40 protein-coding genes and 1 pseudogene are annotated in these 22276 nt (G+C 60.5%); 26 read left to right on the top strand and 15 right to left on the bottom strand.

Translation table 11 applies throughout. From position 1 onward, the window contains the following. Nucleotides 1-345: 345 nt before the first annotated feature. The 15 genes from LDO27_RS09920 to LDO27_RS09855 all read right to left on the bottom strand — a co-directional run bounded on the left by LDO27_RS09920 (nt 346) and on the right by LDO27_RS09855 (nt 6733). A complete protein-coding gene (locus LDO27_RS09920; RefSeq protein ID WP_224041473.1) occupies nt 346-843 on the bottom strand; it encodes a siphovirus Gp157 family protein in 498 nt (165 codons plus the stop codon). 12 nt (nt 844-855) lie between these two features. Next, entirely contained in the window at nt 856-1485 is a 630-nt protein-coding gene (locus tag LDO27_RS09915) for a hypothetical protein (protein WP_224041471.1), read from the bottom strand. An 11-nt stretch (nt 1486-1496) separates the two neighbouring features. Then, a complete protein-coding gene (locus tag LDO27_RS09910; RefSeq protein ID WP_224041469.1) occupies nt 1497-2159 on the bottom strand; it encodes an AAA family ATPase in 663 nt (220 codons plus the stop codon). A gap of 235 nt (nt 2160-2394) precedes the next feature. Beyond that, the gene (locus tag LDO27_RS09905; RefSeq protein WP_224041467.1) at nt 2395-2646 is read right to left on the bottom strand and encodes a hypothetical protein; all 252 of its coding nucleotides are present in this window, start codon (nt 2644-2646) and stop codon (nt 2395-2397) included. A 1-nt stretch (nt 2647) separates the two neighbouring features. Further along, nucleotides 2648-2779: a hypothetical protein gene (locus LDO27_RS25580; protein WP_290368812.1), complete on the bottom strand. Its 132-nt coding sequence runs from the start codon at nt 2777-2779 to the stop codon at nt 2648-2650. Nucleotides 2780-2781: 2 nt separating this feature from the next. Continuing rightward, nucleotides 2782-3102, bottom strand: coding sequence for a hypothetical protein (locus tag LDO27_RS09900; RefSeq protein ID WP_224041466.1), 321 nt, complete (start codon nt 3100-3102; stop codon nt 2782-2784). A gap of 102 nt (nt 3103-3204) precedes the next feature. Next, a complete protein-coding gene (locus LDO27_RS09895; RefSeq protein WP_224041464.1) occupies nt 3205-3378 on the bottom strand; it encodes a hypothetical protein in 174 nt (57 codons plus the stop codon). Continuing rightward, nucleotides 3375-3569 (bottom strand): hypothetical protein, encoded by a 195-nt coding sequence (locus LDO27_RS09890; RefSeq protein WP_222203997.1) that lies wholly within the window; start codon nt 3567-3569, stop codon nt 3375-3377. Before LDO27_RS09890 ends, LDO27_RS09895 begins: the two co-directional genes overlap by 4 nt. Beyond that, nucleotides 3566-3937: a hypothetical protein gene (locus LDO27_RS09885; RefSeq protein ID WP_224041462.1), complete on the bottom strand. Its 372-nt coding sequence runs from the start codon at nt 3935-3937 to the stop codon at nt 3566-3568. The genes LDO27_RS09890 and LDO27_RS09885 overlap by 4 nt, the downstream gene beginning before the upstream one ends. Nucleotides 3938-3964: 27 nt before the next feature. After that, the gene (locus tag LDO27_RS09880) at nt 3965-4255 is read right to left on the bottom strand and encodes a hypothetical protein (protein ID WP_224041461.1); all 291 of its coding nucleotides are present in this window, start codon (nt 4253-4255) and stop codon (nt 3965-3967) included. A 22-nt stretch (nt 4256-4277) separates the two neighbouring features. Next, a complete protein-coding gene (locus tag LDO27_RS09875) occupies nt 4278-4568 on the bottom strand; it encodes a hypothetical protein (protein WP_224041460.1) in 291 nt (96 codons plus the stop codon). A gap of 3 nt (nt 4569-4571) precedes the next feature. Continuing rightward, nucleotides 4572-4754: a hypothetical protein gene (locus LDO27_RS09870; protein ID WP_224041459.1), complete on the bottom strand. Its 183-nt coding sequence runs from the start codon at nt 4752-4754 to the stop codon at nt 4572-4574. A gap of 132 nt (nt 4755-4886) precedes the next feature. Further along, a complete protein-coding gene (locus LDO27_RS09865; protein ID WP_224041457.1) occupies nt 4887-5408 on the bottom strand; it encodes a hypothetical protein in 522 nt (173 codons plus the stop codon). 11 nt (nt 5409-5419) lie between these two features. Continuing rightward, on the bottom strand, nt 5420-5743 hold the full coding sequence (locus LDO27_RS09860) for a hypothetical protein (protein WP_224041455.1): 324 nt from the start codon (nt 5741-5743) through the stop codon (nt 5420-5422). 30 nt (nt 5744-5773) lie between these two features. After that, complete coding sequence (locus LDO27_RS09855; protein ID WP_224041453.1) at nt 5774-6733, bottom strand: LexA family transcriptional regulator; 960 nt, start codon at nt 6731-6733, stop codon at nt 5774-5776. Between the two features lie 40 nt (nt 6734-6773). On the opposite strand from LDO27_RS09855, the gene LDO27_RS09850 reads away from it, so the two are divergent. From LDO27_RS09850 to LDO27_RS09725, 26 genes and pseudogenes are all read left to right on the top strand, one after another. Then, nucleotides 6774-6995, top strand: a complete 222-nt coding sequence (locus tag LDO27_RS09850; RefSeq protein WP_224041451.1) for a helix-turn-helix domain-containing protein — start codon at nt 6774-6776, stop codon at nt 6993-6995. Nucleotides 6996-7212: 217 nt separating this feature from the next. Next, complete coding sequence (locus tag LDO27_RS09845) at nt 7213-7689, top strand: phage regulatory CII family protein (protein ID WP_224041450.1); 477 nt, start codon at nt 7213-7215, stop codon at nt 7687-7689. A gap of 19 nt (nt 7690-7708) precedes the next feature. Further along, entirely contained in the window at nt 7709-8536 is an 828-nt protein-coding gene (locus LDO27_RS09840; RefSeq protein ID WP_224041448.1) for a replication protein, read from the top strand. Further along, nucleotides 8478-9320 carry an ATP-binding protein gene (locus LDO27_RS09835; RefSeq protein WP_224041446.1) on the top strand — a complete coding sequence of 281 codons (843 nt, stop codon included), beginning with the start codon at nt 8478-8480 and terminating at the stop codon, nt 9318-9320. Before LDO27_RS09840 ends, LDO27_RS09835 begins: the two co-directional genes overlap by 59 nt. Beyond that, nucleotides 9317-9532 carry a hypothetical protein gene (locus LDO27_RS09830; RefSeq protein WP_224041444.1) on the top strand — a complete coding sequence of 72 codons (216 nt, stop codon included), beginning with the start codon at nt 9317-9319 and terminating at the stop codon, nt 9530-9532. Before LDO27_RS09835 ends, LDO27_RS09830 begins: the two co-directional genes overlap by 4 nt. Beyond that, entirely contained in the window at nt 9529-10026 is a 498-nt protein-coding gene (locus tag LDO27_RS09825) for a RusA family crossover junction endodeoxyribonuclease (protein WP_224041442.1), read from the top strand. Before LDO27_RS09830 ends, LDO27_RS09825 begins: the two co-directional genes overlap by 4 nt. Before the next feature lie 131 nt (nt 10027-10157). Further along, complete coding sequence (locus LDO27_RS09820; RefSeq protein ID WP_224041440.1) at nt 10158-10412, top strand: EVE domain-containing protein; 255 nt, start codon at nt 10158-10160, stop codon at nt 10410-10412. Continuing rightward, a complete protein-coding gene (locus tag LDO27_RS09815) occupies nt 10409-10606 on the top strand; it encodes a hypothetical protein (RefSeq protein ID WP_224041438.1) in 198 nt (65 codons plus the stop codon). The genes LDO27_RS09820 and LDO27_RS09815 overlap by 4 nt, the downstream gene beginning before the upstream one ends. Next, entirely contained in the window at nt 10603-10944 is a 342-nt protein-coding gene (locus LDO27_RS09810) for a hypothetical protein (RefSeq protein ID WP_224041436.1), read from the top strand. Before LDO27_RS09815 ends, LDO27_RS09810 begins: the two co-directional genes overlap by 4 nt. Further along, the gene (locus LDO27_RS09805) at nt 10941-11237 is read left to right on the top strand and encodes a nuclease domain-containing protein (protein ID WP_224041434.1); all 297 of its coding nucleotides are present in this window, start codon (nt 10941-10943) and stop codon (nt 11235-11237) included. Before LDO27_RS09810 ends, LDO27_RS09805 begins: the two co-directional genes overlap by 4 nt. Before the next feature lie 28 nt (nt 11238-11265). After that, the gene (locus tag LDO27_RS09800) at nt 11266-11667 is read left to right on the top strand and encodes a hypothetical protein (RefSeq protein ID WP_224041432.1); all 402 of its coding nucleotides are present in this window, start codon (nt 11266-11268) and stop codon (nt 11665-11667) included. Nucleotides 11668-12104: 437 nt separating this feature from the next. After that, a pseudogene (locus tag LDO27_RS09795) lies at nt 12105-12350 on the top strand (HNH endonuclease); the annotation flags it as partial. A gap of 526 nt (nt 12351-12876) precedes the next feature. Further along, nucleotides 12877-13188: a hypothetical protein gene (locus tag LDO27_RS09790; RefSeq protein ID WP_224041431.1), complete on the top strand. Its 312-nt coding sequence runs from the start codon at nt 12877-12879 to the stop codon at nt 13186-13188. A 2-nt stretch (nt 13189-13190) separates the two neighbouring features. Continuing rightward, the gene (locus tag LDO27_RS09785; RefSeq protein ID WP_224041429.1) at nt 13191-14885 is read left to right on the top strand and encodes a terminase large subunit; all 1695 of its coding nucleotides are present in this window, start codon (nt 13191-13193) and stop codon (nt 14883-14885) included. 2 nt (nt 14886-14887) lie between these two features. Beyond that, the gene (locus tag LDO27_RS09780; RefSeq protein WP_224041427.1) at nt 14888-16099 is read left to right on the top strand and encodes a phage portal protein; all 1212 of its coding nucleotides are present in this window, start codon (nt 14888-14890) and stop codon (nt 16097-16099) included. Continuing rightward, nucleotides 16083-16727, top strand: a complete 645-nt coding sequence (locus tag LDO27_RS09775) for an HK97 family phage prohead protease (RefSeq protein WP_224041425.1) — start codon at nt 16083-16085, stop codon at nt 16725-16727. Before LDO27_RS09780 ends, LDO27_RS09775 begins: the two co-directional genes overlap by 17 nt. Then, on the top strand, nt 16724-17929 hold the full coding sequence (locus LDO27_RS09770; protein ID WP_224041423.1) for a phage major capsid protein: 1206 nt from the start codon (nt 16724-16726) through the stop codon (nt 17927-17929). The genes LDO27_RS09775 and LDO27_RS09770 overlap by 4 nt, the downstream gene beginning before the upstream one ends. A gap of 41 nt (nt 17930-17970) precedes the next feature. Then, on the top strand, nt 17971-18192 hold the full coding sequence (locus tag LDO27_RS09765) for a DUF7302 family protein (RefSeq protein WP_224041421.1): 222 nt from the start codon (nt 17971-17973) through the stop codon (nt 18190-18192). After that, complete coding sequence (locus LDO27_RS09760; RefSeq protein WP_224041419.1) at nt 18192-18494, top strand: head-tail connector protein; 303 nt, start codon at nt 18192-18194, stop codon at nt 18492-18494. Before LDO27_RS09765 ends, LDO27_RS09760 begins: the two co-directional genes overlap by 1 nt. A 2-nt stretch (nt 18495-18496) precedes the next feature. Then, on the top strand, nt 18497-18841 hold the full coding sequence (locus tag LDO27_RS09755; protein ID WP_224041417.1) for a head-tail adaptor protein: 345 nt from the start codon (nt 18497-18499) through the stop codon (nt 18839-18841). Beyond that, nucleotides 18838-19281, top strand: coding sequence for a hypothetical protein (locus tag LDO27_RS09750; protein WP_224041415.1), 444 nt, complete (start codon nt 18838-18840; stop codon nt 19279-19281). The genes LDO27_RS09755 and LDO27_RS09750 overlap by 4 nt, the downstream gene beginning before the upstream one ends. After that, nucleotides 19278-19898, top strand: a complete 621-nt coding sequence (locus LDO27_RS09745; RefSeq protein ID WP_224041413.1) for a phage tail terminator protein — start codon at nt 19278-19280, stop codon at nt 19896-19898. Before LDO27_RS09750 ends, LDO27_RS09745 begins: the two co-directional genes overlap by 4 nt. Before the next feature lie 10 nt (nt 19899-19908). Further along, the gene (locus tag LDO27_RS09740; protein WP_224041411.1) at nt 19909-20103 is read left to right on the top strand and encodes a DUF2635 domain-containing protein; all 195 of its coding nucleotides are present in this window, start codon (nt 19909-19911) and stop codon (nt 20101-20103) included. Further along, nucleotides 20100-21584 carry a phage tail sheath subtilisin-like domain-containing protein gene (locus LDO27_RS09735; protein WP_224041409.1) on the top strand — a complete coding sequence of 495 codons (1485 nt, stop codon included), beginning with the start codon at nt 20100-20102 and terminating at the stop codon, nt 21582-21584. Before LDO27_RS09740 ends, LDO27_RS09735 begins: the two co-directional genes overlap by 4 nt. 10 nt (nt 21585-21594) lie before the next feature. Further along, complete coding sequence (locus tag LDO27_RS09730; protein WP_224041407.1) at nt 21595-21954, top strand: phage tail tube protein; 360 nt, start codon at nt 21595-21597, stop codon at nt 21952-21954. Beyond that, entirely contained in the window at nt 21951-22271 is a 321-nt protein-coding gene (locus LDO27_RS09725) for a phage tail assembly protein (protein WP_224041405.1), read from the top strand. The genes LDO27_RS09730 and LDO27_RS09725 overlap by 4 nt, the downstream gene beginning before the upstream one ends. The last annotated feature ends 5 nt before the right edge of the window (nt 22272-22276 follow it).

Below are 22276 nucleotides of genomic sequence, written 5' to 3'. Positions count from 1 at the left end.
CGGAGAGGCGCGCGTGACTGAGATTGCGCATAAGCCTGGCCATGAGAGGCTCGGGCAACGTAGGTCTGCGGCAAATATGGTGTGGCCGACAATGGTTTGGGTCCTTTGTCCAACGTGCCATCGACTGCTAGACCGAATGAACTACCCTCCGTCGGACCTTGGACTCGCATAGGTCGAATATCCCTCGTGTCTACGTCGCCTGGCGCGATGTGGCCGGCGGCTATCAGGTTTCGCAGCCACTGAGCTGCGTATGGCTCAATCTCGTTGTAGTAGGCCGCCACTTCTCACTCGTGTAAAAAGGCGGCCGCACCTGCCGGGGTGGATTGATGCAGCCGCAAGTCGCAGTCACTTAATCTGGAGCGATTCGGTGCGCGTGAGGCTCGCGCCTGGCACCGCAAAGCCTTCTTCGATGGCCTGCTTGATGAGCTTCTTGTCCGGTTCGTACTTGGCCGGGATCTCGCGCATGTAGTCCTTCGGGATCAGGTCCACGCCGTCAATCTGGACGCTGACAGGGTTCTTCCGCACGCTGATCGTGAATTGCGGGTGCTCGATCTTCTGGACGCCCGCGAGGTTCATGCAGGTGTGCAGATACTTGCGGACGGCATCGGCCCGGTTGCGCACGCGCTTGGCACGGTCCGCCATCGCGTCAGCTTCGGCCTTGATCGCATCGGCAAAGGCTTCGAGGTTGCGGACCACGAACGCCACCGATTGCGACTTCTCCACGAGGCCGGATTCGGCTTCCAGCGTGTCGACAATCGTCTGCTCGTCCAAGTCCATGTCTTGGAGCTTCTCGGCCAGCGCGCGATGCTCTTGGCTGATCTGGTAGAGGGTGAGGGCGCTCATGGTCGTCTCCTATCAGAACGGGATATCCGCGTCTTGGAAGCTGTCGCCCCCGGCAGGCGCGTAGTCGTGTGCCGATGTAGTGCCCGTGCGCTTCTTCAGCGGGCGGTCCGCCAACTGAGCGACGCGCAGGGCCAGTGCCTCCGGTTGCTTCTTGCCGGTCAGAATCTCGGACGCCATCAGTTCGGTGCCAGCCTCGAACACGCCGACCAGCTTTGCGGTCCATGCGGTTTCGCCCGGGTTCTTGCGGCTCTCTTCCTCGGTCTTCTGGAGCAGGAAGCCGATAGGCTTGCCCGCGAGTTCCTGGAAGACGGTGGCCTGCTCTTGGTATTCCTGGCGGGTGTCCTTGTTCCAGCGCTTTACCGTGCCGGTCACCGGCTTGATATCGCGCAGCTTCAGGCAAGTCATCAGGGCCATCACGAGGTCATAGCCGGACAGTTGCGTTCCATCAGTCTTCACCGTGTAGATGAACTGGCGAGTCTCGCGGCCATCCTGAGCTTGCAGAGTCAGGGCGATACCGCGCGTGCCGGACGACGCCTTGATATCCTCCGCGCAGAGGATCTTGCCGATGTACTTGCCAGTTTCCGTCAGCCACTTTCCGGTGGAATCGGCATTCATCGCGGCTTGCTTGTCGAGTTGATACATGTCTGATTTCCTTACGCTACTTGCTTGAGGTCGTAGTAGTCGGCAATTGCCGCATCCACCATGGCGAGGTCGTTCTCGATGTGGTCGGATTCGAAGAGGCCAAGCGGTGCCTTTACGGTGTCTTGGCCGTTGTTCTTGGTGCTGACGGTGTATTCGCCGTTCTGGACCGCGGTGCGCAGAACGATGGTTACGAGCCCCTCCATGACGATCTTTTCGTCCAGCAGCTTCCCAATGGTTTTGATCTTGGTCTTGCCGAAGTCGTCGGTGCTGGTGTGGCTCAGGATGTAGACCCGCTTGTAGTCGGGCAGGGAGCTAGCCGCCATCAGCACATCCCACGCATGGCGTGCGATCTCGTTGTACTTGGCGAAGGCCGCGTTGCCCGTCTCCACGTCCGTGACGCGGCGCATGAACTCGTTAGCGAGGACGTATTGGAAGTCATCGATCACGATGATCTCCTTGCTCGTCTTCTGCATGGCCGTGACGATGTTGGCGCTGTTGTCGGTTACGTAGACCGACCCGCCTTGCCCCTTTACTACCGGCTTCCAGCCAGCAGATCGGAAGGGAAGGGGCTTCTTTACTGCCTGGATCAGCAGCGTTTCGTCCGGGTCAAGGTTGCGCAGGCTGGTGCTCTTGCCAGTCCCGCTCTCTCCGATAATCATGGTTGCGATGCTCATTTTCTGATTCCTCGTCTGATTGGCTGAACTGATCGCGGCGTGCTTCGTACCACTCCATCAGTTCGATGATTTCGGCCTGTTCCCACTGGCCGACTTGTTGCCAGTAAGCCGGGTCCATGTCACGCCACCATCGGCCCGTCGAGCCAGTTGCCCAGGCACACGACAGCGAACAGGAATACCGTCACCAGCGCCTCGGCTGCCCGGGGGTGTGCTGCGTCGAATCGTTCGAACAGGTTCATGCTTGTTCCCCGAAGGTCAGTTTCTCCAACTTCGCGATTTGCTTGCGCAGCGATTCCAGCTTCTTGTTCCGCATCGCTTCACACTGCGCCACGGCCACATCGCGGTCTTCGTGCCATTCGGCGCCATGGAAGTACTGGGGCAGCCCGACAGAACTGTCCCTCACCTCGATCATCCGGCTGCTGCACCGCTCAGCCTCTGCCTGATAGAGCCCAACAGAGAGCGCGTATTTCGTTATCCAAACTTTCACCTCACCCTCCCATCGCCTGGTTCACGCCCACAGCCAACAGCACGCCGATGCATGCCCACGTCACGCGACGCAGCCACAGGCAGTTGCGCTCTTGTCGAACGCGCATATAGATCGGATCGTCGGGATGCAGCATGATCAAAACGGGATGTGACCCGGTAGTCCGTCCACGTCGCTGATGGGCTGCTCAAACGGCAGTGCCTGCAACGACTGGATCTGTTCGTTGATCTCGGTGATGCGCTTGCCGAGTTCGGCGCGGAGCCTCTCGCGCTGTTGCTCCAGCGACCGAATTTGCGCGAGGAGTGGGTCAAAGTCGTCGGCCTGCGTCGCGTTGATCGTGTGCTCGCATACGGGGAACCAATCGCTCTCCGGGTTGAAGTCAAAGAACGCGTACTGCAGCTTGTTGTCCCAATCCTTGCGGGCATACACATGCCCTTTGATTTCAATGGTCTGTGCCATGTGTCTCTCCTTATTTGGTGGCCCACACAGCGATGCCCACGATGGCAATGGCTGCAAGGACGGTAAGCGGGTAGGCGAGGGCTAGGTAAAACTCGCGGCGGCTCATTGCTGTTGCTCCTTCGGTACGGCGCCGGCTGCCTTTGCCGCGCGCTCTGCATCGCGGTGGTTTTTGTACGTGGTGGTCCCGGTGTAGGTCATTCGCTTCGACCACAACTTCACGCGGTACCGCCATGTGGCGTCCCAAACGCCGCGTACGCACTCAATCGTGTAGGTCATTGCTGTTGCTCCTTGGCGCGGGCCACTACATGCCGAGCAACCTCAAGCTGAGCGCTGAAGCCGGCTGTCGTCTGCCACGAGGACCAGTTCGTGTTATCCAGTGCCAGCACCAGTTCATCCAGCGCGTGGAAGACCTCGGCAGCGGTGGCAATGTGCGCGGCTTGGCGCGCTGCCGCTTGTTCATTGGTCACGATTGCTCTCCCGTTGCCTTGGCGATGGCGGCGCGTGCGTCTGCCACCTGCCTTTCGATAAATTCTTCGTCGCACTTCAGAAGCCGCAACGCGCAACAGTGGAGTTCAATCTGCTTCGCCAACTGATCGGTTACGCAAGGCGCGGCGGCGATCAGGCGGGCGTTGGCCGCGACTTCTTCATCGCTGCGCGTACAGGCGACGTTTTCAACGATGGCGATCGCCTCACCGCAGCCGGTGCTGTCGAACAGGTTCCATTGCCTGTACCTGCGGTGGTAGCGAGCGGTCCACGGCCCCGGCGTATGCCCCGGCTCCTTCTTCACCGCCTCCAGCACGCGAGCCAGCCCGGCTTCGCTAAATGTCGTGTTCATCGTTTTCTCCGTAGCGGGCGGGTTGCGTTAGGCGGCTGCCTTTACGACGTAGAAGAACGACAGCAGCGCCTGAAACCACGGCTCGTTCTCGTGCTTGGTGCTGCTGCTGTCGAACTGGATGCCGTCCGGCGTGGTGCCGAAGAACTTGCCGTTGACGGTGTTGTAGAGGACCTGGCCCGAGTCGTTATCGCCATTGACCGTGGTGATGACCACGTAGTCCCCACCCCGCCGGTACAGCGTGTCGTTGTAGTCGATGCCCGCCGCTTCGCATTGGCGCTTGATTTCGATGAGCGGCTTGTTGCCGGCGAATTTCTTCATCTTGCTTCCCCTTGTGCGTTGGTCAGGCAAACCGGCGCTCGGCCAGATCTGCAATCGGCGTGAAGCGCGTCACGGGCTTGGGTGCGCGGTCCCACTGCGCCATCTGATCGCCGGCAAGGCGCTCGTACGAGTCCCGCAGATCGACCAGCATTTCCACCGTGTCCACGCGGTAGTCGTTGACGTTCGCGTATTCCTTCGGGTCGGTCGCCAGCACTTCCAGCATTTCGGCCAGCAGGGATTCCTGCTGAGCCGGGGTCAGTCCGTCGATCAACTCGCGGACTTCTTGGCTGATGGTCTTGATTGCGCTGCCCATGGCTTACTCCGCGGTGGCGAACGCGTAGAACTCGGCGTCGCTCATGTGGGTCGTGTCGATCCAGTCGCGGTAGAAGAACCGGCGCAGACCCGGAGCGATCCAGCGGAACACCGTCCGCTCCGGGTTCGAGCAGTACAGAAATCCGTTCGCTCGAAGGGTGCTGTTCTGTGCCAGGTAGTGGGCCATCGCTTGCTCCGTCGGTTTGCTGCCTCGATGGATTCATTAAACAACACGTTTAGATTCGTGTCAAACAAAATGTTTAATTTTGGGCGAAAAAAAGCCCGCCGGTGTGGCGGGCTGGGTTGTTTGGTTGAACGCCTACTTGGACGTCGGCGGCGATGTGGCGCCCGCCTGCTGTCCTTGGAGCAACTGACCTATGCCGATCACGCTTTGCTGGTTGGCGTAATACGCTCCGACGCAAATGGCGATGACCGCGGCAACCTGCGCACCGACGGAGGCCCAAAAATGGAGCTTTATCCCGGTGGCCTTTTGCGCAGCATCATCCGCGCGCGAAGCAGAGTCTGCCGCTTGCTGCGCGATCAGCGCAATACGAGCATCCCGATCAGCCAATGATGTTTCGAAGCGTTTATCGCGTTCCGCAATCTGAGCTAGAAACGCATCGATTTTTCCTTCGATGCGTGCAGCTCTGGCATCCATCCTGGCTTCGATGGCCTCGAGTTTCGCTTCAAGTTCTGGGCGGCTAACGGGGTCCATGGAGGAATGGTGGGGGCGGACAGAGGGTCTGTCAATGTGGAAAGTCAGGAGATCTTCCTTTCCATAGGTCACATGCTGCCGGCGGGGCTGCTGCCTTCTGCCCAGTATCTGGTCGAGGTAAGCCATCCCACCTTCAGTTATCCTGGATTCTTGTCGATCCATCGTTTGATCACTCCGAGAGCGTGGTGGCGTAGGTAACCGCAAACGTCACATCCTACCAAAGCAACAGGGACGTTGGTAGGCGGGGCCGGGAAGGTGCCGTCCTTTTTTAGTCCCAATACGGCAAGGACCAAGTCTTCGTCCCGGATGAGGGTCCATTTTTCCGACGTACAGTAGGGGCAGACGTGATTTTTCCCTACACTTTCCAGAAAGCTAAGGATCTGCTCGTTGGTGAGCCCCAGAATCCCTTGCGCGGGGTCGTCCTGTGAGTTGGCATTGTTAGTGCCATCTTCATTGTTCATCTGTTTGCACCTTGGTGTTTGGTTGCGGATCTACTCGGGTCGCCAGGCAGAGGGTTTCACAATCGCCTCAACAAACGAGACCTTTTCGATGTCGCCGGCTGGGATCTTTATCGGCTTGTGAGTCTGATTGACGGACAGCAAGGTCGTGTAGCCGTCGCGGGTGAAGCCCAGTATTTTCACCATGACTCGCCCGTCCTTGGATTTCACCAGTACCTCGTCGCCGTTCTGCACAGGGTGGTTTGGAGCAATGACCACAAACTCGCCTTCCTTGATCCTCGGCTCCATGGAATCACCGGCACAGCGCAACCCATAGGCGTCGGGGTCGTTGCTGATGAAGTGCAGATAGCCGTCGCCGTGCCCCACGGGGTACTCAAGGTCGCAGAAGTGGCCGTTGTCGCCGAGCTGCGCCATGGCTACTACAGGAATCTTCCTGTACCTGCTTGCCTGGATTGGCTCTGGTTGGAAATCGTCTTTCTGTACGGCTACACGCTTCTGCCCCTTGCCCATGACAAGCCACACAGCGTTATAGCCGAACGCGTCTTGGATGCCGGCGGCGTACTCAAGCTTCATGGACTTGATCTGTCCGCTGAGCCATTGGCTGACCGTGGTCTTCGTCACACCGGCCGCCTTAGCAAGCGCCGCCTGTTCAGCCTTCGTTTCGTCAAGTATCAGTTCAATCCGCTCACTTAGCCCCGGGCCTCCCGAGGGGGCCGCTTCAGCTGCCGAACCTACATCGGTTGTCATAGGAGGCTGCCCCGTCTGCAGCCAAGTGGCGCTGCATCCGATGAGCTTCTGAGCCTCGATCATCCCGGCCCGAGACATGCCACGCCGCTCCCAATTGTTGATCGTCTGCTGGGATTGGTTAAGCGCCCGCGCGACGTCGGTAGGCGTCTCCAGGTCTTTCAGCTTCCGTGCGGCCTCGTAGAGGCGAACCATCGTTTCATGCATGCGCGCGATGGTCTCACACGTAAACGCGTTGTTGATAAACATGGCGTTTGCCTTTTGCTTAAACGTGGTGTGTAATTGAGGCATGGATATCCGAAGCGGGGACGTTATGGAAGACCGAGTTGCGATCGACCGCCTCGGCGGGTCGTCGAAGGTTGCCGAATTGCTCGGCTTCGACAAGGCGCGCGGTGGTGTTCAGCGGGTGAGCAACTGGAAGAAGCGCGGCATTCCGTCCGCGATCAAGTTGTTACGTCCCGACCTCTTTCCTCAGCCGCAGACAGAGATGCGTACCGCCGTATCCGCCTAGCAGCGGCAGCGTTGATGCCGGAAGGCGCTAGGTTGGGGACGGCAGGAGCGTCCGGCGGGAAGTGCAAGAGAGCGCAGGCAGCGAAGAGAAGGACGAGCAGTAGCGGTTTTCATGTTGCGACCCGGCGTTGTTTTTGGTGTGAGCGAAGTATCAGCCAACGGCGCCTTAGAAAAAACGGTGGAGAAACAGAATGACTCACAGTTCACACGAAATCGACTTGACCGCGCTGATGCAGGTTGAAGACGCCGCCTATCACGTGGCCCACGACTACCCGGGCGGCGTGCCTGCACTGGGCGCACGTATGGGGATAAAGAGCGCGAACGTGCTGCAGAACAAGCTAAACCCTTCACAAGAACACCACAAGCTGACGCTGAAGGAAGCCGCGGCCATCACGGCTCTGACGGGCGACCACCGCATTGCGGACGCCCTGGCGGCTTCGTGTGGCCGCATCACAGTGCCGGTGCCTCAGCTCGGCGACCTGTCCGACGGTGCGTTGGTTGAGCTCGCCGGAAACCTGCTGACCAATCAAGGGCAAATGTTCAGCGAGTTCACCACTCGCTATGCGGACGGAATGATCGACAGCGGCGACTACGCCGTTCTCGATGCCGCGTCCGACAAGATCATCCAGTGCGTCATGGAATGGAAGGCCCGCATCAAGGCCATTCACAGCGCCGCTACTGAAGGGCAAGCCTAGGCGCTTCGAAGACAAGGCGATGAGCGAGCAATCCACACCGCAGCTTGAAGACGGCTTCACCAGGATCGCCAACGAGCTTATGGACGCTCTGTTGGGCGCCGGGATGACGTCTCGTCAGTGGGCTGTCGCGATGGCCGTCATTCGGAAGACCTATGGCTTCAACAAGAAGTCCGACGACATTGGTCTCAGCCAGATCGCCTCGATGACCGGAATAGCAAAGTCGCACGTGAGCGTCGCTATTCGCGAGCTTGAAGGGCGGGGGATTCTGACGCGTTCGGTCGGTCGGTTTGGTCACGTTTTAGGCATCAACAAGTGCCATCAAGAGTGGTCCGGGGTTACCAAATCAGTAACCCCGCAGACGTCACAGAAAGCGCGGGTGCCGGTTACCGAATCAGTAACCGGGGTTACTGATTCAGTAACGGTTACTGAATCGGTAAGTAGTTACCGAATCGGTAGCGAAAGGGTTACCGAACCAGTAACCCCTCCGGTTACCGAATCAGTAACCACAAAAGACAACCATCCAAAAGACAACCAAAAGACAGAAAAACACTGTGCCTACCAGCCCCCGGATTGGGTTCCTGAAGAGGCATGGTCCGCGTACCTCGACATGCGGAAGCGGATCAAGAAGCCGATGACCGAGTACGCAAAGCGGTTGGCGGTAGGCGAGCTGGAGAAGTTTCGAAGTTGTGGGCAGGACCCTGAAGCGGTGTTGAACCAAAGCACGATGAACAGTTGGCAAGGGTTGTTTGAGGTGAAGGCACGGAGTGCAAAAAATGGGATCGACCGTCATGGAAACTTCGCACAGCAAGACTACCGAGCAGGCGTTGCCGCAGATGGCTCCTTCTGAACGATTTGCTGCGGTGAAATCTTTTCTTGCCGGCCGTGCCGGAGAGATTAAGCGTGAGCCTCGCGTGTGCGACGAGCACGGCGAATACCAATGCACGCTGTATCCGTTCGGGGCTTCGACATGCCCACTCTGCGAGTCGGAAAAGATCAAGCGTGAGGATGAAGAGCGCCAAGCGAAGCAGGCGCAGGAATTCCGGGATCGCCGGTTCCAACAACTGCTTGGACGAGCTGCTATCCCGCCGCGCTTCTCTGAGCGCCGGCTGTCCAACTTCGTCCCCCAGTGCGAAGGCGCGCGCCGAGCTCTGGAAGTCGCCACAGCCTACGCAGACAACTTCGAACTTGCGTGCGAGACGGGGGCCAGCCTGATCCTTTGCGGTGGCGTCGGAACTGGCAAGACACACCTTGCCATCGGCATAGCCCACGCAATCATGGCGCGCGACATGGCGCCTGTTTTCACCTCTGTCATGGGCGCTGTCCGGGCGATCAAAGAGACCTACCGGAAAGACTCCGTGGACACCGAATCCGACGTCATCAAAGGATTCATCCAGCCAGACCTTCTGATCCTCGATGAGGTGGGGGTCCAGTTCGGTAGCGACACCGAGAAGATGTACCTCTTCGAAATCATCAACGGTCGCTATGAGCGCCTCAAGCCCACCATCGTGATCAGCAATTTGGCGAAGGATGCCCTGGCGTCGTTCATCGGGGAGCGGGCATTTGACCGGCTCCGCGAAGGCGGCGGGAAGCTTATCGCCTTCGATTGGCCCAGCTACCGGAGGCATGCATGAGCAAGTTCTCCTTTGCCGGCGTCTCGGCGTATGACCGTGAATGCACGCTAGGGCGTGAATTCAGGAATATCGACGTTCTCGATCTGGAAATTAAGGAGGACGGCGTGTGGATCACAAGGGTGATCCTGCAGAACCACGTCCACGCCTTGATTGGGCATCCAAGCCAAGCGCTTGCGCGCTACACGGAGGCTTTCGTTGGGGGGCTTGCATGACCGCTGAGGAAGTCATCGAAATTGCCACCTGCTGCGACCCGGTACCGGAGGGCAATACGGCTCGGTACTGCGCCTTCACCGTTCCCGGCCAGCCGGTAGCAAAGGGCAGGGCGCGATTCGCTCGCCGCGGCGCATTCGTTAGCACGTACACCCCGGAGAAGACGGCCAAGTACGAAAACCTCGTGAAGCTGGCCGCCATGGAAGCGATGCAAGGCGCTGGCCCGATGCAAGGGCCCATCCGGCTTGGCGTGTCGATCTTGCTTCAGATTCCGGCGAGCTGGTCGAAGCGCAAGCAGGCGCAGGCAATCGACGGTCTGGTGGCGGCGACGAAGAAGCCGGACGCCGACAACGTGCTCAAGGCGGTCAAGGACGGAATGAACGGCGTGGTCTATCTGGACGACGCCCAGGCGGTGGAAATCAGGCTGGTGAAGCGATACGCGGCAGTTCCGGGCGTGTCGGTGGTGGCCGAAGAGCTGGCACTGGAAAGGGCATAGGGGGACAGATGGATAGCAGAGACAAGAGCGTAGGGGAACTGCTCAGAGAAGCGTTCCTTCGCGGGGAAAGGATATGCGCGCCGGAGTTCGCTGAACGGATTGGCGGGACGCGCGCGGGTATCAGCTCCGCCATGAAGCAGTTCGGTGAGATCGTGAAAGCGCGGCGGGTCGCCGGTATGGCAAACGCGGTGCTGTGGGAGTGCGTGGACCGCGAGGCTATGGAGAAGTGGGTTCCGAAGCCGCGATTCGTGCCGCGGCGTGAGCGTAAGGCAGAGCCGGAGTCCCACCACCTGATGCAGGTATGGGGAATGCGGGTAGTGGACATCTATCTCCCGTACCAGCGCCACAGCATGAACATGGACGACAGCCTGGAGGAAGCGGCATGAAACCAGTTGACGCAGATATCAAGAATTCGGCTGCTGAGCGCAAAGAATGCGGCAAGGCTTGCGAAATACGTCAAGTCGCCGATCGCGTTCTCGGATGGGCCTGTGCCGGCGGTCGCTTGCTGTTCTGGTCGGCGGCGTTCGTAGTCATGCTGCCGTTCGCCGTCATGGCGTTTGCTGTAACGGGTCGGCCATGAGCGACCCGAGCGAAATCAACATCTTCAGGGCGTTGGACTTCATCCGGGACAACGCCAAGCACTACGCCAAGGCGAAGGCCGATCGCGTCTATCTGGAGGAGTTTCGGAAGACTAAGAAGGCCATGCTGATGAAGGCGGCCGAGCCAGATTACCCCTCGTCTGTGGCCCAGGAGCGTGAGGCTTATCGGCATCCTGAGTACGCGGAGCTGCTGAGCGGCCTGCGTGAAGCCGTAGAGGCAGAGGAAGTGCTGAGGTGGCAGATGGTTGCGGCCCAAGCAAAGATCGAAGTTTGGCGGACTATCGAGGCCAATCGGCGAGCGGAGGCCAAAACGCTATGAGCAAGATCCGCAAGTCCGCCAACGGTAAGGACTGCCAAGTGAGATTGCCGGGCGTCTGCACCTTCGACCCAGCTACGACCATCTGGAGCCACTACCGTGGCGAGGCAGGCGGGAAGGGCGGCGCCATCAAGTCGGACGACATCTGCGGGGCGTATGCCTGCACTGCGTGCGACGCGGTCTATGACGGCCAGCGGCCGAGGCCGGCAGGCATGACGAAGGAAGAGGTCGATCTGGACTGGCTGGTCGGACATATCCGGTCAATCCGGATCCTAGCGCGAGAGGGGCTGATTTGATGTACGGGGAACGAGGGAGGGAAGGACCATGACACAAGACGAGAGCCAGCAGGTAGAGGAAGCGCTGCAAGCCTGGCACCGCTGGCAGCAGCGCCAGTCCTTCGCCGAGATGCGCGGCATGTGGTATCCGTCCGCCGATTCGTCATGCCGGGAGTTTCGATCCACAGACCTGTGGGAGGAAACTGCCGATATGGGAGAAGAGGCAGACCGGCGCCTGGATGCCTCGATCGGGGAGATCGTCGATCGCCTTCTCACCGGGATGAGCCAGGAGCATAGGGTCGCGGTGAATCTGCATCTGATGAACCGGGACCATGCGGTATGGCGCAGCGCCCGGGTAGCCGAGGTACACGCGGTCTACCAGGCGGCCAAGGAAACGATGCTCCCGCCCCTTCGGCTGCTTGGTGTTGTACGAATGACAGAAGCCGCGTGACAAGAGTTGTAAACCGAAAAGAAAGCTGCTTTAATAGGTGCCGGGACAGTGCGCCCAAAGAAAGCCGGTCGGAGAAATCCACCGGCTTTTTGCTTTCCTTCACGTATGCCGTAGCTCATCGGATAGAGCGCTTGGGGTTTCGCCGGGTCAAAAGCCCGGACACGGGTCAAAAGCCCAAGCCCTAAGAGGGAACTGGTTCAAATCCAGTCGGCAGTCGTGAGGGAAATGCGCAGAGATGCGCTGTGGCATGGCAACGCCTTGGAGGCCATGGACCGCAGGAGCCGGCAGCGGAGGCATTCGTGCCATTGACCGCGGGTGGCCTGAGCACGGGGCGGAAGGAAGGCTCCCTCAACCGTCTCCACCTGGCGGCTCACCACCGCTATTAGAAGCCCTGTCCTGCTAACGCTCGACGGGGCTTCGTTCTTTCTACGCTGACCATGGCGAGGCAGAAGCTCGCAACCCTGAAGCGGCCCATTGCCCTGTTATCAGCAAGCCGCGTCCAGACCATGGAGGCAGGATCGTGGCGCGCCAGTGGGCAGACGTCCTCGCAGCGGGGGTATGACTACCGGTGGCAGAAGGCACGAGAGGCATTCCTACGGGACAACCCCGTGTGTGTCTATTGCGAGCGGGAAGGGTACGTGACGGTGGCTACTGTGGTTGACCACATCGTGCCGCACCGTGGGGACAGAGATGTGTTCTGGGACAGGGCCAATTGGCAGTCCCTGTGCGCATCGCACCACAGCGGTGCCAAACAGCGGGAGGAACAGCGTTGAAGCCGGCCGCTGTATTCGATGTTGCCTCCGACATATGGCATCCTTCTAGCTTTTTGGGGTCTAAGAGATGCGTAGAGTCGCCAGCCAGTTCTCCCACAACGGTAAGGATTACGATGTCGTAGTCGTACCAAACCAGTCGCACGGCGCAGATGTCGCCGTATTTCTGCGTGGAACAAATCAACGAGCAAACGGGGTTACTTACACTGTGACCCATGAGAACGCTACGGACTTTGAGACCGTCCTCGGCAGTTCGGCGGTAGATGCGCTTGTAAGTACGGCGCAGTCCGACATCAAGCTCGGCGTGTACTAGATCGAAAATGGCCCATAGACGGGCCGTTTTTTGTGGCGGGGGGGGTGAAAACATAGGGCCACCATAGGCTCTAGACCACTCGCCCTCCCACGCGCGGAAAATTTCCCTCATTCAAAAGGAATTCAAATGGCAGGCAAGCCCGGACGAAGCGGCGGTGCCCGTCCGGGAGCCGGCCGTCCGCCGAAGGAGCCGGACATCCTGGCTATCGCGGCAACCTATGACGACCCGCTGAAGTTTCTCAAGGCAGTCATGAACGACGTGTCGACCGACGCCAAGATGCGTGTCGATGCGGCGAAGGCAATGTTGCCGTACACCCATCAGAAGCTTGGCGAGGGCGGCAAGAAGGATCAGCGGCAGGAGGCGGCCAAACAAGTTGCCAGCCGGTTCGCCGCGGCGGCGCCTCCTAAGCTGGTGGCCGCAGGCGGGAAGAAGGTTTAGCCATGGAATGGTCGACCGCCTGCGCGGATTGGGAGCGCAGGTTGGTGGCGCGGGAGTCCATCATCCCCGCGCCGATCTACCGGGAACAGGCCGAACAGGCGCTTGCCATCTTCAAGCAGCTCCGCGTGGTCGACTTGCCTGGCAAGCCGACCTTCGGGGAATGCAGCGAACAATGGGTATTCGACTTCGTGTCCGCCATATTCGGTGGCTACGACGCCGAGAGCGGCAAGCAACTGATCCGCGAATACGGTCTGCTCATCAGCAAGAAGAACACGAAATCCACGATCGCGGCCGGAATCATGCTGACCGCTCTGATCCTGTGCTGGCGAGAGGAAGAGGAACACCTGATCCTAGCGCCGACCAAGGAGGTAGCGGATAACAGCTTCAAGCCTGCCGCAGCAATGGTCCGGGAGGACGACGAGCTAAAGGCCCTGTTCCACATCCAGGACCACGTCCGCACCATCACGCACCGGCTGAATCGGAACAGCCTCAAGGTTGTCGCGGCAGACACTGACACGGTGTCTGGCAAGAAGTCTGGGAAGGTCCTTGTCGACGAACTTTGGCTGTTTGGCAAGCGATCCAATGCCGAATCCATGTTTATGGAAGCGCTGGGCGGCCAGGTGTCTCGTGATGAGGGCTGGGTGATTTACCTGACCACGCAGAGCGATGACCCGCCTGCCGGGGTGTTCAAGGAGCGCCTGGACTACTGGCGCGCCGTCCGAGACGGTCGGATAGATGACTGCAAGACGCTGGGGATTCTCTACGAGTTCCCGGAAGCCATGCTCAAGAGCAAGGCGTACACGGACCCCGCCAACTTCTACGTCACGAACCCGAACATCGGACGTTCAGTGAGCGCGGAATGGCTCGAGGACCAACTGCGGAAGAACCAGTCCAAGACGGACGGAACGCTGCAGCAGTTCCTTGCCAAACATCTGAATGTCGAGATCGGTCTGAACCTTCGGTCGGACCGGTGGGCCGGTGCGGACTTCTGGGAAGCCGCGGCGGATACCTCCATCACGCTGGACTCCCTACTTGCACGGTCAGAGGTCGCGGTCGTCGGTATCGACGGCGGTGGACTGGACGACTTGCTGGGCTTGGCCGTGTTGGGCCGCGAGCGGGGAACCGGCAAATGGCTGCTTTGGTGCCATGCCTGGGCTCACAAGATCGTCTTCGATAGGCGCAAGGAGATCGCACCCCGCCTACTGGACTTCGAGAAGGAAGGCGATCTGACCATCATGGAGCAGCCTGGGGAAGACGTCACCGCGGTGGCCGACGTCATCTGCAGGGTACGGGATTCGGGCCTCCTCCCCAAGGAAAAGGGAATCGGGGTCGATGCGGCTGGTATCGGAGACATCGTCGACGAACTGATCACCGAAGAGCGCGGTATCACCATGGAACAGATCATCGCGATCTCGCAGGGCTACCGACTGAACGGCGCGATTAAGACCACGGAACGGAAGGTTGCAGGCCGCGATCTGTTGCACGGCGGTCGCCCCCTGATGGCGTGGTGCATCAGTAATGCCCGCGTTGAGGACAAAGGCAACGCGATCCTGATCACCAAGGCAGCGTCAGGCAAAGCAAAGATCGACCCGCTTATGGCGGCTCTGTGTGCCGTCTCGCTGATGGCACTGAACCCGGCTGCACAAGGCAGTATCGATCAGTACCTCACTGGCGGATTCTTTGGACTCATAGGCTAAAAATGGCGTTTCGCTGGTACAACCCCCTGACCTGGCGCATGTTCGGGTACACCGATCCCGCCACGGGGAACTATGTCGAAGTCGACATGGCTATCGGCGGGAAACGCACGCAAGCCGGGGTAAGGATCACGGCTGAGAACGCACCGACGATCCCTATCGTCTGGGCTTGCCTGAAGATTCTCAGCGAGTCCGTTGCTGGTCTGCCGTTGAAGCTCTACGAGGGCACCGGCCGAGACAAAGCGCCGTCCAAGAACGCAAGATTCACGCGCCTGCTGCGCAAGCCGAATCCCTTCATGACGCGCCTGAACTTTTTGAAGGCCGCAGTGATGAACATGGCGTTGCGTGGCAACGGCTACGCGCTGATCGAGCGCAACGGAAGCGGCGACCCTATTGGCCTTGTACCCGTCGCGACGGATTGCGTGGATGTCGAGACGGAAGAGGATCTGCTCTACTGGGTCACGCTCGGAAACGATCGCTTTCCGGTCTCGCCCGAGAACATGCTGCACTTCAAGCTGTTTAGTTGCGACGGGATCATCGGCATGTCGCCCGTTGAATACCAAGCCGAGTCGATGGGACTGGCAAAGGCCGGCCAGGACTGGTCGGCGCGCTTCATGCGCAAGGGTGGCTTCACTGGCGGCTACGTGGTCTACAAGGAGTTCCTGACCGCCGCGCAGCAAGAGCAGATCATGGCGAAGTTTCCCGACATCCGGCAGGGCGACGTCGAGGACATTGGCAAGATGGCAGTCCTCCAAGGTGGGCCGAGCATCATCCCCGCCGGGCTGAGCCAGAAAGACAGTCAATTCATTGAGTCGCAGCAGTTCCAGGAAGAGGCCCTTGCCGGCATCTGGGGGGTCCCCCTTTGGCTGGCGAATCGGGCGGGGAAGACCTCCATCATGGGATCGAACCTGGAGCAGCAGAAGAGCGGATTCGTGACATTCGGCCTCAAGCCGTACATCGACGCAATCGAAGACGAGCTCAACGACAAGCTTTTCGGTGATGGACCGATGTACGTCGAGTTCATCGTGGAGGGGCTGCTGCGCGCGGACAGTGCGGGCCGCGCCGCCTATTACCAGGCCGCTCTAGGTGGCTCAAATGGCTCGGGCTGGATGGCGATCAATGAAGTAAGGGCAAAGGAAAACTTGGAGCTTCTTGACGGCGACGAGTACGACCGGGTGACACGATGGGAGATGCAGACCAATGCTCAGCAAGCTTGAAGTCCCGTTCGACATCAAGGCTGTCGACGATGCGGGCAATTTCGAGGGCTACGCCTCGGCATTCAACAACGTGGACCTTGGTGACGACATCATCCTTCCAGGCGCCTTTACCAAGGTTAAGACCACCCGAAAGGGCCAGCTCAAGCTGGCCCTTTTTCATGATCTGACCCGTTTGATCGGTGCGGCTGATTTTCGTCAAGACGACCACGGCTTGTTCGTAAAGGGCCGCGTCAATCTGAAGGTGTCCTACGCGGTCGACGCATACGAGCTGATGAAGGACGGCACGCTGGACAGCATGTCCATCGGATTTAACACCATCACCGCGGCGTATGAAGAGCGCGGCGGCCGGACTGTTCGGGTCATCAAAGAGGCTGAGCTTTGGGAGGCGTCTGTCGTCCCCTTTGGCATGAACCCGGATGCGCAAGTCACGAGCGTCAAATCGGACATTCGTCTTTTCGAGGGCGCCCTGCGAGATCGCATGGGACTCTCGCAGAAGGAAGCGGCGGCAGTCGCTTCGCTCGGCTATCCCGCACTCCACCGAGACGGTGGTAGTGAGGCCACGGAGATCGTGGAGGAGCTGAAACAAATCTCTCAACTGTTCACCACGAAATTTGGAGCATCACTATGACCACCGATGTGAAAGAAATGCGCGAAGGTCTGGAGCGTCAACTGAAAGACGGCTTTGCCGGCCTGCAGCAAAAATACGACGCAGTCGTCGAAAAGCTGGAAAAGGGCGAGGGCGTGACTGGCGAGATCAAGAGCCAGATCGCAAACCAACAGGGCGAGCTGCAAAAGGTCATCGACCAAGTCCAGAAGCTCGAGGAGAAGGGCGTCCGTCTGCGCACCCCCGGCGGCGAGAAGAAGGGCTTCGTCGACTTCGTCAAGAGCGACGACAACTACAAGGCTCTGATCGAAAAGAAGCAGATCGCAGCGGAGATCGAGATCACAAAGGGCGACATGGCGGCCATGTCCGAAACCAAGGTGACAAGCGCCGGCATCGTACCCCCGGTCTATGACCCGATCATCCAGGACAAGCCGCGCCAAGAGCTGCTGATCCGCGACCTGATCCCGACCACGCCCGTGACGGCCGGCAACAGCTTCAGCTATTTCGTCGAGCTTCTGCATACCATGGGCGCTGGCATGGTAGCGGAAGGTGCCGCCAAGCCGCAAAGCAACGTCACGTTCGAGGCAAAGACCGACACGATCAAGAAGATCGCCGTATGGATGCCCGTCACGGACGAAGCGCTGGACGACGTGCCGCAGCTCTACAGCTACATCCAGGAACTGCTGCGCTACGACCTCAAGCTGGCCGAGGAAGGCCAGATCCTGAAGGGATCGGGCACCGGCAACAACCTGAACGGCATCATGACCCAAGCGACGACCTTCGACGCTGCGCTGGCAAAAGCCGGTGACACGGCGATCGACACGATTCGCCGGGCGATCTACCAGGTCCGCAAGCAGTCGAAGCGGGCGGCCGATGCGGTCGTCATGTCCGAACTGGATTGGATGAACATTGAGCTCCAGAAGGACGGCGAGAACCGCTACTTGTTCGCGAACCTGCAGGGCCTGGTTACCCCGGTACTGTGGGGTCGTCCGGTTGTCGCGTCCGACAGCATGGACGAAGGCGACGGCACGAGCACCGGCGGTGAGTTCGTCGTCGGCTCGTTCGCGCAGGGCGCCCGGATCTATGACCGCATGGCCTTTACGGTCAAGGTCGGCATGATCAATGACGACTTCGTGAAGAACCAGCGCGTCATCCTGGTGGAAGAGCGCCTTGGCCTGGCAGTGCGCCGGCCCTACGCCTTCGTCAAGGGCACCTTCGCCGTGTAACCGGTGGGGAGGGGGCAACCCCTCCCGCTGAGGAGACTGACATGAACATCAGAATTGTGTGGGGGTTCCGCGATGACGCGGATTTACTCAAGTCTGGCAACGTGCAAGTCAAGGCGGGTCAGGTATTCAAGGACGTTGACCCTGAGTATGCGCATGCGCTGATCGGAAAGGGCCTGGCCGAAGAGCTCAAAGGCCGTCAGCCGGAAGCCGAAAAGGCCGAGCCCAAGGCCACGAAGCCGGCTGCGGCAAAAGAGACGAAGTAATGGACCTTGCACTGGTCAAGAAGCAACTGCGTCTGGACCCTGACTTCACGGACGATGACGACCTCATCCAAGGGTACGTCGATGCGGCGATTGCTCATGTTGAGCAGCATTGCGATCGGGTGATTGTCGATGCGGATCCTGTGACACCGGACGAGATGCTTCTGACCAAGGATGTGCAGCAGGCCATTCTGCTCCTGGTGGGCCATTGGTACACCAACCGCGAATCTGTAGTTATCGGCGCCACGTCAGCGCAGGTTGACCAAGGCGTCGAGCGGCTGCTGTGGTATCGGAAAAAGTTCTGACCATGTTGCAAGCGGGGAAGTTGAACCGTCGAGTTCTCATCCGACGTTGGCAAGATCAACCTGACACGGGGTTCGCCATCGAACAGGAGTTTGGCCCGGGTATTCCAGCTTGGGCAAGCATCGTCCCGGTCGGCGCGGCGATCTTCTACGGTGCCAAGCAGACCGGCGAAGGCGTGACGCACCGTGTGACGATTCGTCGGCGGCCGGGCCTGACAGAGACGGAAATCACCGGTGAGCATGTCGTCGATGCGGAAGGCTTGCGCTACCGCGTTCGCCGTGCGAGTGCCTGGCAGGGCGAGCGCGAAGCAGTCCTTCTCGACGTCGAACTGCTCGCGAAGATCGCATGAGCAACGACCTAAGCGTCCGGCTGTCCGGGCACACCCGCATCGACTTTGACCGCAAGCAGATCCGGAAGGCCCTGCGTGTCGAGGGCCGCGGCGTCCAGAAGGAGGCCCGCCGGCTGGTGGCTCGCCGTGCCATTTCGGCACCAGGCGAATTTCCCGGCCGAGATACGGGCGCGCTCTCTCGAAGCATCAAATCCAAGCTGAGTCGGCCCGGGTTCCTGGTGCGTATTGCACCGCAAAAGACCCCCGAGATGGGACAAGACTTCTATCCCGCCTTCCTCCAGTACGGTGTCCGCCCGAATCCGAACGGAAAGGGGGGTGGCCCGAGCGGGTGGCGGATTGAGCCGCGAGCGAATTATATGGTCGAGGCACTGAACCGTCGCCGGCCTGTGGCAGAGGTGGCGTTGAGGGCGGCGCTGCAAAACGCGCTGATTCCGCGATGAACCTGAACGCCGTCATTACGCAGTTGCGCCAACGCGCGGGAATCTTCCAGAACCGGGTAGCAGGCGCCGCCAAGTTCCAGGTGCTGCCAGAAGGTGCAAACCTGCTCGTCCCCGCCGCGTACGTGATTCCGCTGGACGAGAACCCTGATCCGAACAAAAGCACGAACGGCCATCGGCAGACGGTGGAAGACTCATTCGCTGTGGTGGTGGTCCTGAGCAACGCGGTTGACGAACGGGGCCAGGCGGCGGTTACGACCGTGCATGACATGCGGAAGATTCTGGTACGAGCACTGGTGGGCTGGCAGCCGGGCGATGACTACGACCAGATCGAGTACGACGGCGGCTCACTGCTCCACTTGGACCGGGCGCGGCTCTATTACCAGTTTGAGTTCAAGGCGGTGTACGACATCGGCTACGAAGACACGTTTAAGTCTGTCCGCGACGATGAGTTGCCCTATCTGGAAGGACTGGACGTAACCGTTGACGCCATCGACCCAGCGGACCCCAACCATCCGAAACAAGATCATCCCGACGATCCCAGCGCCTACCCGGGCGGATCGCCGGGCCCGGACGGGCGCGCTGAGTCCGGCCTGACGATCGACCTGCCGCAACCCTAAGGAGTTACCCATGCATGTGAAACCAGCCTCCGGCCGGGAAGTCCCGGATCCGGAGAAGGGCGGCTATTTGCCCGCGGAAGGCCGCGCGGTGGAACCGTCCCAATACTGGCTGCGCCGCCTTCGTGATGGCGACGTGGTCGAAGTGCAGCCCGGCATCGCCGATCTCGACGAACCTGCGCCCGCCAAGAAGGGAGCGAAACAATGACCGTACCATTCTCGAACATCCCGCAGAACGTCCGGGTGCCTCTGTTCTACGCGGAGGTCGACAACTCCCAGGCTGGCTACTTCTCGCAACAGAACCGGACCTTGCTGGTCGGCCAGAAGCTGGCTGCGGGCACGTCGCCGGCCGACACGCTGCAGCTGGTGGCCCGGACTGACCAAGCGAAAGAGCTGTTCGGCGTCGGCTCGATGCTGGCCCGCATGCACGAGCTCTACCGGCTCGGCGATCCCTTCGGCGAGGTGTGGTGCATCGCCATGGACGACCCCGGCGCAGGCGCCGCCGCGACTGGCTCGTTCGCCATCTCCGGCACGGCCACCAAGGCCGGCACCCTGAATGCGTACATCGGCGCTCAGCGCGTACAGATCGGCGTCGCCGCGGGCGACACCGCAGCCACCCTGGCGACTGCGCTCGCTGCTGCAGTCAATGCCAACGTCGAACTGCCCGTGACCGCGGCCGCGGCTACCGGTACGGTCACGCTGAGCGCCCGCCACAAGGGCGCGCTGGGCAATGACCTGCTGCTGCAGATGAACTACTACGGTGCCGCCGGTGGCGAGAGCACGCCGGCCGGCCTGACCGTAGCCGTGACCGCCATGTCGGGTGGCACGGCGGCGCCCAGCCTGACGGCCGCCGTCCCAGCGATGGGCGACGAAGAGTTCGACTTCATCGTGAACCCGTACAGCGACACCACCACGCTGGACCTGTGGCGCACCACGATGAACGATGTGAGCGGTCGGTGGGCATGGAACCGCCAGATCTACGGCCACGTCTACAGCGCCCAGCGTGGTACGTTCTCGGGCCTCCAGGCGGCTGGCGTCCTGCGCAACGATCAGCACGTCACCCTGGCCGGCTTTGAAACGCTGGTGCCCAACCCGGTCTGGGAGTACGCGGCAGCCTATGGCGCCCGGAATGCGGTGTTCATCAACGCCGATCCGGCCCGGCCGACGCAGACCGGAGAACTGGTTGGCATTCTGCCGGCGCCGGCAGGCAACCGCTTCGTCCAGGCCGAGCGACAGACCCTGCTGTCGTCCGGGATTGCGACCAGTTTCGTCTCCGGCGGCGTGGTGCGCATCGAGCGGGCGATCACGACCTACCAGAAGAATCTGTGGGGCCAGCCTGACCCGTCCTACCTGGACAGCGAGACGATGCACCAACTGGCCGCGATCCTGCGCCGGCTGCGCAACGCGATCACGACCAAGTACCCGCGTCACAAGCTGGCCGACGACGGCACCCAGTTCGGCGCCGGGGCCGCCATCGTGACGCCGAGCGTGATCCGCGGCGAGCTCCTGGCCCAGTACGCGGCCATGGAGGACGAGGGTCTGGTCGAGAACTCCCGGGCATTCGCCGCCAACCTGATCGTCGAGCGTGATGCCAACGACCCGAACCGCCTCAACGTCCTGCTGCCGCCCGATCTGGTGAATCAGCTTCGCGTCTTCGCAGTCCTGGCGCAATTCCGTCTGCAATACTAAGGAGTCCAACATGGCAAAACGCATTGCCGGCGCCTGCTTCGTCAAGACGGACGGCGACCAGCTCGAAATCAAGGGCGGCGTGGAAATCTCCGCCGCCGATGTCACGCGGGAAACCGTGATGAGCACGAAGGGTGTCGCGGGCTTCAAGGAGATGCCTCGCGCCCCGTCGCTGAAGGTCACGGCACTCTTTACCAATGACTTCCCGCTGGAGACCCTGCGCGAAGGCTCGGACATGACCATCACCGCCGAGCTTGCCAACGGCAAGGTATTCACGCTGTCCGGCGCCTACTTGATCGGTGAACCGACTATCAAGGGCGAGGAAGGCGAAATCGACCTCGAATTCGAGGGCTCCAAGGGGATCTGGCAATGAGCGTGACTGTCACCCTGAGCAAGGCCATCACCGCGCACGGCGAAGAACGTCGCGAGATCGAACTGCGCGAGCCGAGCGGCGAGGATCTGATGGAGATCGGCTATCCGTACATCGTGGTCCAGAGTGACACCGGCGGCCAGGGCGTCGAACTTCGCCCCAAGGTGGTCGCCCGCTACGTTTCCAAGCTGGCCCAGATCCCCATGTCGTCCGTCAAGCAGATTGGCCTGGCCGACCTGCAGAAGCTGCAGGGAATCGTCATGGGTTTTTTCGGTCAGGAGGAAGCGGCGACGACGATCTCGACCGAGAGCGATTCGTAGAGCGC

It is taken from the genome of Cupriavidus respiraculi, assembly GCF_914271545.1.
In the GTDB taxonomy this organism is placed as follows: Bacteria; Pseudomonadota; Gammaproteobacteria; order Burkholderiales; family Burkholderiaceae; genus Cupriavidus; species Cupriavidus respiraculi.
This window is presented reverse-complemented; position numbering and strand designations above follow the sequence as displayed.

Bases quoted from the DNA above. Each gene is read 5' to 3' on its own strand.
- LDO27_RS09885 (WP_224041462.1), bottom strand. From the start codon at position 3,937: ATGAACACGACATTTAGCGAAGCCGGGCTGGCTCGCGTGCTGGAGGCG.
- LDO27_RS09815 (WP_224041438.1), top strand. From the start codon at position 10,409: ATGAAACCAGTTGACGCAGATATCAAGAATTCGGCTGCTGAGCGCAAA.
- LDO27_RS09785 (WP_224041429.1), top strand. From the start codon at position 13,191: ATGGAATGGTCGACCGCCTGCGCGGATTGGGAGCGCAGGTTGGTGGCG.
- LDO27_RS09790 (WP_224041431.1), top strand. From the start codon at position 12,877: ATGGCAGGCAAGCCCGGACGAAGCGGCGGTGCCCGTCCGGGAGCCGGC.
- LDO27_RS09735 (WP_224041409.1), top strand. From the start codon at position 20,100: ATGACCGTACCATTCTCGAACATCCCGCAGAACGTCCGGGTGCCTCTG.
- LDO27_RS09820 (WP_224041440.1), top strand. From the start codon at position 10,158: ATGAAGCAGTTCGGTGAGATCGTGAAAGCGCGGCGGGTCGCCGGTATG.
- LDO27_RS09825 (WP_224041442.1), top strand. From the start codon at position 9,529: ATGACCGCTGAGGAAGTCATCGAAATTGCCACCTGCTGCGACCCGGTA.
- LDO27_RS09725 (WP_224041405.1), top strand. From the start codon at position 21,951: ATGAGCGTGACTGTCACCCTGAGCAAGGCCATCACCGCGCACGGCGAA.
- LDO27_RS09805 (WP_224041434.1), top strand. From the start codon at position 10,941: ATGAGCAAGATCCGCAAGTCCGCCAACGGTAAGGACTGCCAAGTGAGA.
- LDO27_RS09870 (WP_224041459.1), bottom strand. From the start codon at position 4,754: ATGGCCCACTACCTGGCACAGAACAGCACCCTTCGAGCGAACGGATTT.
- LDO27_RS09920 (WP_224041473.1), bottom strand. From the start codon at position 843: ATGAGCGCCCTCACCCTCTACCAGATCAGCCAAGAGCATCGCGCGCTG.
- LDO27_RS09810 (WP_224041436.1), top strand. From the start codon at position 10,603: ATGAGCGACCCGAGCGAAATCAACATCTTCAGGGCGTTGGACTTCATC.
- LDO27_RS09850 (WP_224041451.1), top strand. From the start codon at position 6,774: ATGGATATCCGAAGCGGGGACGTTATGGAAGACCGAGTTGCGATCGAC.
- LDO27_RS09730 (WP_224041407.1), top strand. From the start codon at position 21,595: ATGGCAAAACGCATTGCCGGCGCCTGCTTCGTCAAGACGGACGGCGAC.
- LDO27_RS09750 (WP_224041415.1), top strand. From the start codon at position 18,838: ATGAGCAACGACCTAAGCGTCCGGCTGTCCGGGCACACCCGCATCGAC.
- LDO27_RS09860 (WP_224041455.1), bottom strand. From the start codon at position 5,743: ATGAACAATGAAGATGGCACTAACAATGCCAACTCACAGGACGACCCC.
- LDO27_RS09800 (WP_224041432.1), top strand. From the start codon at position 11,266: ATGACACAAGACGAGAGCCAGCAGGTAGAGGAAGCGCTGCAAGCCTGG.
- LDO27_RS09770 (WP_224041423.1), top strand. From the start codon at position 16,724: ATGACCACCGATGTGAAAGAAATGCGCGAAGGTCTGGAGCGTCAACTG.
- LDO27_RS09895 (WP_224041464.1), bottom strand. From the start codon at position 3,378: ATGACCTACACGATTGAGTGCGTACGCGGCGTTTGGGACGCCACATGG.
- LDO27_RS09875 (WP_224041460.1), bottom strand. From the start codon at position 4,568: ATGGGCAGCGCAATCAAGACCATCAGCCAAGAAGTCCGCGAGTTGATC.
- LDO27_RS09775 (WP_224041425.1), top strand. From the start codon at position 16,083: ATGCTCAGCAAGCTTGAAGTCCCGTTCGACATCAAGGCTGTCGACGAT.
- LDO27_RS25580 (WP_290368812.1), bottom strand. From the start codon at position 2,779: ATGCTGCATCCCGACGATCCGATCTATATGCGCGTTCGACAAGAGCGC.
- LDO27_RS09740 (WP_224041411.1), top strand. From the start codon at position 19,909: ATGCATGTGAAACCAGCCTCCGGCCGGGAAGTCCCGGATCCGGAGAAG.
- LDO27_RS09880 (WP_224041461.1), bottom strand. From the start codon at position 4,255: ATGAAGAAATTCGCCGGCAACAAGCCGCTCATCGAAATCAAGCGCCAA.
- LDO27_RS09765 (WP_224041421.1), top strand. From the start codon at position 17,971: ATGAACATCAGAATTGTGTGGGGGTTCCGCGATGACGCGGATTTACTC.
- LDO27_RS09865 (WP_224041457.1), bottom strand. From the start codon at position 5,408: ATGGCTTACCTCGACCAGATACTGGGCAGAAGGCAGCAGCCCCGCCGG.
- LDO27_RS09760 (WP_224041419.1), top strand. From the start codon at position 18,192: ATGGACCTTGCACTGGTCAAGAAGCAACTGCGTCTGGACCCTGACTTC.
- LDO27_RS09830 (WP_224041444.1), top strand. From the start codon at position 9,317: ATGAGCAAGTTCTCCTTTGCCGGCGTCTCGGCGTATGACCGTGAATGC.
- LDO27_RS09835 (WP_224041446.1), top strand. From the start codon at position 8,478: ATGGAAACTTCGCACAGCAAGACTACCGAGCAGGCGTTGCCGCAGATG.
- LDO27_RS09900 (WP_224041466.1), bottom strand. From the start codon at position 3,102: ATGGCACAGACCATTGAAATCAAAGGGCATGTGTATGCCCGCAAGGAT.
- LDO27_RS09840 (WP_224041448.1), top strand. From the start codon at position 7,709: ATGAGCGAGCAATCCACACCGCAGCTTGAAGACGGCTTCACCAGGATC.
- LDO27_RS09755 (WP_224041417.1), top strand. From the start codon at position 18,497: ATGTTGCAAGCGGGGAAGTTGAACCGTCGAGTTCTCATCCGACGTTGG.
- LDO27_RS09910 (WP_224041469.1), bottom strand. From the start codon at position 2,159: ATGAGCATCGCAACCATGATTATCGGAGAGAGCGGGACTGGCAAGAGC.
- LDO27_RS09745 (WP_224041413.1), top strand. From the start codon at position 19,278: ATGAACCTGAACGCCGTCATTACGCAGTTGCGCCAACGCGCGGGAATC.
- LDO27_RS09780 (WP_224041427.1), top strand. From the start codon at position 14,888: ATGGCGTTTCGCTGGTACAACCCCCTGACCTGGCGCATGTTCGGGTAC.
- LDO27_RS09915 (WP_224041471.1), bottom strand. From the start codon at position 1,485: ATGTATCAACTCGACAAGCAAGCCGCGATGAATGCCGATTCCACCGGA.
- LDO27_RS09855 (WP_224041453.1), bottom strand. From the start codon at position 6,733: ATGTTTATCAACAACGCGTTTACGTGTGAGACCATCGCGCGCATGCAT.